The following is a 3,743-nucleotide window of genomic DNA, read 5'->3' on the forward strand; positions in this document are numbered from 1 at the left end:
TAGGACTTTAGTCCTATCTTCAAGAAACTATGATAACACTCATCAGGGCTAAAGCCCTGACTACAAACAAATGATATAATAATTTTTTGTGACACTTGCGTCAGTCCTGGATAATTCTGATTTGTGGTTCATTTAATTTACCTTGATTTTTAAATTCAACAAAAAGGTTTTGACCATCAATAAAAGTTAAAACCATCAGATTAATTGCCTAAATTATGAAGAATTGTCAAGTCTTCTGGCTGTAAGTGCTTCACTAGCATAAAATATCGAATTGGGAATTACTATTTCCTAGCTTCTATTACTTAGCCTCCGTGCTTCTTAATTACTCATCAGTCTAGCAATATACGCAAATAAAGACTAATTAGCAATTATCAATTACTAATTACGAATCATTGTGTTAGATTAGTCATACTTGACATATATTTTTTTCCTTTGACACAGCTGTCATTATGGTAATTACAAAGAGTAAGCTGGTTTTAAGTGCTACAGTGGTAACGCTTTCTACAATCGCTGTTACTAGTCTTGGTATTCATTCAATTGGTAAAGCTTCATTTAAAGACAGTCACAAGGATTTAGTAGATGAAGTTTGGCAGATTATTAACTATCGTTACGTAGATGGAACTTTTAATCAGATAGATTGGCCAGCTGTACGCAAGGAATATTTAAACAAGTCCTATACTGATGAGAAGGAGGCTTATAAGTCCATCCGGGAAATGCTGAAGAAGCTAGAAGACCCTTACACACGGTTTATGAACCCGGAGGAATTTAAAAATTTACAAGTTGATACCTCTGGAGAACTTACAGGTATTGGTATCACTATTAGTCAAGATGAAAAAACTAAACAACTGCTTGTCATTGCTCCTATTGAAGATACACCGGCATTTAGAGCGGGTATTTTAGCTAAAGATATTATTCTGGAAATTGATGGTAAAAACACCAAAGGAATGGATACAAATGATGCAGTAGCCCTGATCCGTGGCAAAGCAGGAACTAAGGTGAAACTGACGATTTTACGTAATGGCCAGAAAAAACAATTCTATATCCAACGAGCGCGAATTGAAATTCATCCTGTGCGCTATTCGGAAAAGAAAACTCCAGCGGGTAATATTGGCTATATTCGCTTAAATCAATTCAGTGCTAATGCTAGTAAGGAAATGAAAGATGCTATTCAAAACCTAGAAGCTAAAAAGGTTTCTGGATATATTTTAGACTTACGTGGTAATCCCGGAGGTTTGCTATATGCGAGTATAGAAATTGCCCAAATGTGGATGAATAAAGGCACAATTGTTTTTACTATTGACCGCCAGGGTACGCAAGATAAACAAGTAGCAAATGGCTCGGCTTTGACTAATAAGCCCTTGGTAGTATTAGTAGATAAAGGTTCAGCCAGTGCTAGTGAAATCCTTTCTGGGGCGTTACAAGATAATAAAAGGGCGATTTTAGTAGGAAATCAAACTTTTGGTAAAGGTTTGGTGCAATCTGTGCAACCTTTAAAATCTGGTTCAGGTTTGGCTGTAACTATTGCTAAATATCATACTCCCAGTGGAAAAGATATTAATAAACATGGTATTGATCCAGATGTGAAGGTAGAATTAACTGATGCCCAACGACAAGATTTATGGTTGCGTGAACGGGATAAATTAGGGACTCTTGCAGATCCTCAATTTGCGAAAGCTGTGGAATTATTAGGTAAACAAATTACTCAAAATACAAGTACAATCAAGAAAAATTAAATAAACAGCTAGGTAAATTAGAGACGTTCCATAGACCGTCTCTAGCCATGAACTATCTCACCCTATAACTTGACAACAATCAGAATTTCAACTTAAATTCATCAAACTTAACAACTCCAGTATCGGGTTTTCTCGTATCAAAACGATAGCTACTAATTGTCCCTGTTCCTGTGTCGAAAATGCTAAAAACTGTAATATCATTACTGGCAATATAAGGCTGTGGTTGACCATTTTCTCCTAATAAGGGCGAAATAGTTGGTACTATCGGTTGTAAACCATTGGGATCACCAATTGCGATACAATCTTTTTGATAGTTATTTGGTATTTTTCGCTGTCTTTCCCCCCAAGCAGCACCATAAGAGTTACCGACATTAGATGTTTCTAAAAAGTGCATTCCACTAGCACTGATAAAACGATTCCATAAATGGGAATGTCCATAAAATACTAATTGCACTTTAGCAGTTTCTAATAGGGGAATAAGATCACGAATAATATAATCTTGATCTTTGGGATATTGATAATTTATGGATGCGATTTTTCCGGCATCATTATATTCTATTATTCCTATGGGATGAGTATAGGGTGGAGTAATATTATCACCCAATGTATGGGGTGGATGATGAAACATGACAACTTTATATTTTGCTGCTTGAAATTCTTGGCTGTTGAGTTCTTGTTTTAGCCAATTATATTGTTGACTACCTGCAAAAATTGGTTCATAAATAATTTGTCCATAACCCCAATTTTCTGGATGATTAAAGTCTTTTTCTGCTTCTTGATATCGCCCCTTAGTATCTCGATCTAATCTAGGACTACGCCACATATTCGTAACATAAAGAACAACAAGACGCACATCTCCAAAACTAACAGCATAGTAGGTTTTTCCCCCTGGTTGACTTTCAGGTAAAGATAAAATTTCCTCATAAGTGTCAGTATTAAAGGAATGATCTTTTAAGGATTTTTCGCCAGATAATTTTTTAGCAATTCCCCGGGGAATAGTATCATTAAATTCATCATCTAAACTTGCTGTTCTTTGAAATCTACCCATAACTTCATGATTACCAATACAAGTAAACATGGGTGCATTTTGAATAATTTTCCCTCCTGTATAAGTGACCTTAACTCCATTATGTTCTATCTGATATTTAGCGTGACCTTGTAAACCAGGAAAAAGAGCATTACCTCGATTATCATCAAACCATTCAGAAGCGCGGTCTGAAACATTGACTAAATCACCCGCAAACCATACTCCGTCCACTTGTCCTACTGTTTCGACAACCTTTTGCAGATTTGCGGCCGTCATGGGTTTTAGTTGGTGGTCTGAGGTGAGGAGGATTTTTAATGGTGTTCCCGGTTGGGGAGTGGTTGTCAGGGTAAAAACTTCGCTACTGACGCTTTGACCATCTTCCCGGACACTGGTAACGCGATAGGGAACTCGCACACCAGTAGTTAATTCTGTTACTACGGCTTCATGTCGCCAAATATGACGTTGAACGGGTTTTTGGTAAATTTGCCCGTTTTGAGTCTGATTCCCGACTCGTGATTCTTGGTCTTCTCTGGTGCGACTGAGTTTGGTAGTATGGGCTAGGGAAGTTTTCTGGAGATTTTCTCCGTAGCTAACTGAATGATGATCACCAAGAAACTCGGTAAACCACACTACTTGTACTGTTGTTGGGGTTGGTAGTTGTAAAAATGGATCTGTCAGCAATTCTGGTGCTGATTTCATGATTATTTGCCCAAAATAACTCAAGTTTGCTATAACTATATTACGCAAAGGCGATGATCGCCCTGTTAACATCTTAATTTAAGAATAAAAATAAAGTCTTCTTGACAACGCTTCTACAGCCGTTGAACTATCGTCAAAAAACAAAACCCCCACTAAATAAATAGAGGGGGTGATGTACTTGCAAAAAATAAACCTGGCATCGAGCTATTTTGACATGGGGCTACCCCCAAACTATCGTCGCCGCAGCAGCGTTTCACCTCTGAGTTCGGGAAGGGATCAGTGTG

2 protein-coding genes and 1 rRNA gene are annotated in these 3,743 nt (G+C 37.5%); 1 reads left to right on the plus strand and 2 read right to left on the minus strand.

All coding sequences use genetic code 11. The features are described from left to right. Nucleotides 1-449: 449 nt before the first annotated feature. Nucleotides 450-1,733 (plus strand): carboxyl-terminal processing protease CtpC, encoded by a 1,284-nt coding sequence (gene ctpC / locus ACIR310F_RS0118125; protein WP_028085052.1) that lies wholly within the window; start codon nucleotides 450-452, stop codon nucleotides 1,731-1,733. Nucleotides 1,734-1,812: 79 nt separating this feature from the next. Here the strand turns inward: ctpC and ACIR310F_RS0118130 are convergent, their stop codons facing one another. Continuing rightward, complete coding sequence (locus tag ACIR310F_RS0118130) at nucleotides 1,813-3,459, minus strand: metallophosphoesterase family protein (RefSeq protein ID WP_028085053.1); 1,647 nt, start codon at nucleotides 3,457-3,459, stop codon at nucleotides 1,813-1,815. A gap of 191 nt (nucleotides 3,460-3,650) precedes the next feature. Further along, nucleotides 3,651-3,743: ribosomal RNA gene (rrf, locus tag ACIR310F_RS23805) — 5S ribosomal RNA — on the minus strand; the annotation flags it as partial.

The sequence above is a fragment of the Dolichospermum circinale AWQC310F genome (assembly GCF_000426925.1).
Lineage (GTDB): Bacteria > Cyanobacteriota > Cyanobacteriia > Cyanobacteriales > Nostocaceae > Dolichospermum > Dolichospermum circinale.

Bases quoted from the DNA above. Each gene is read 5' to 3' on its own strand.
- ACIR310F_RS0118130 (WP_028085053.1), bottom strand. From the start codon at position 3,459: ATGAAATCAGCACCAGAATTGCTGACAGATCCATTTTTACAACTACCA.
- ctpC (WP_028085052.1), top strand. From the start codon at position 450: ATGGTAATTACAAAGAGTAAGCTGGTTTTAAGTGCTACAGTGGTAACG.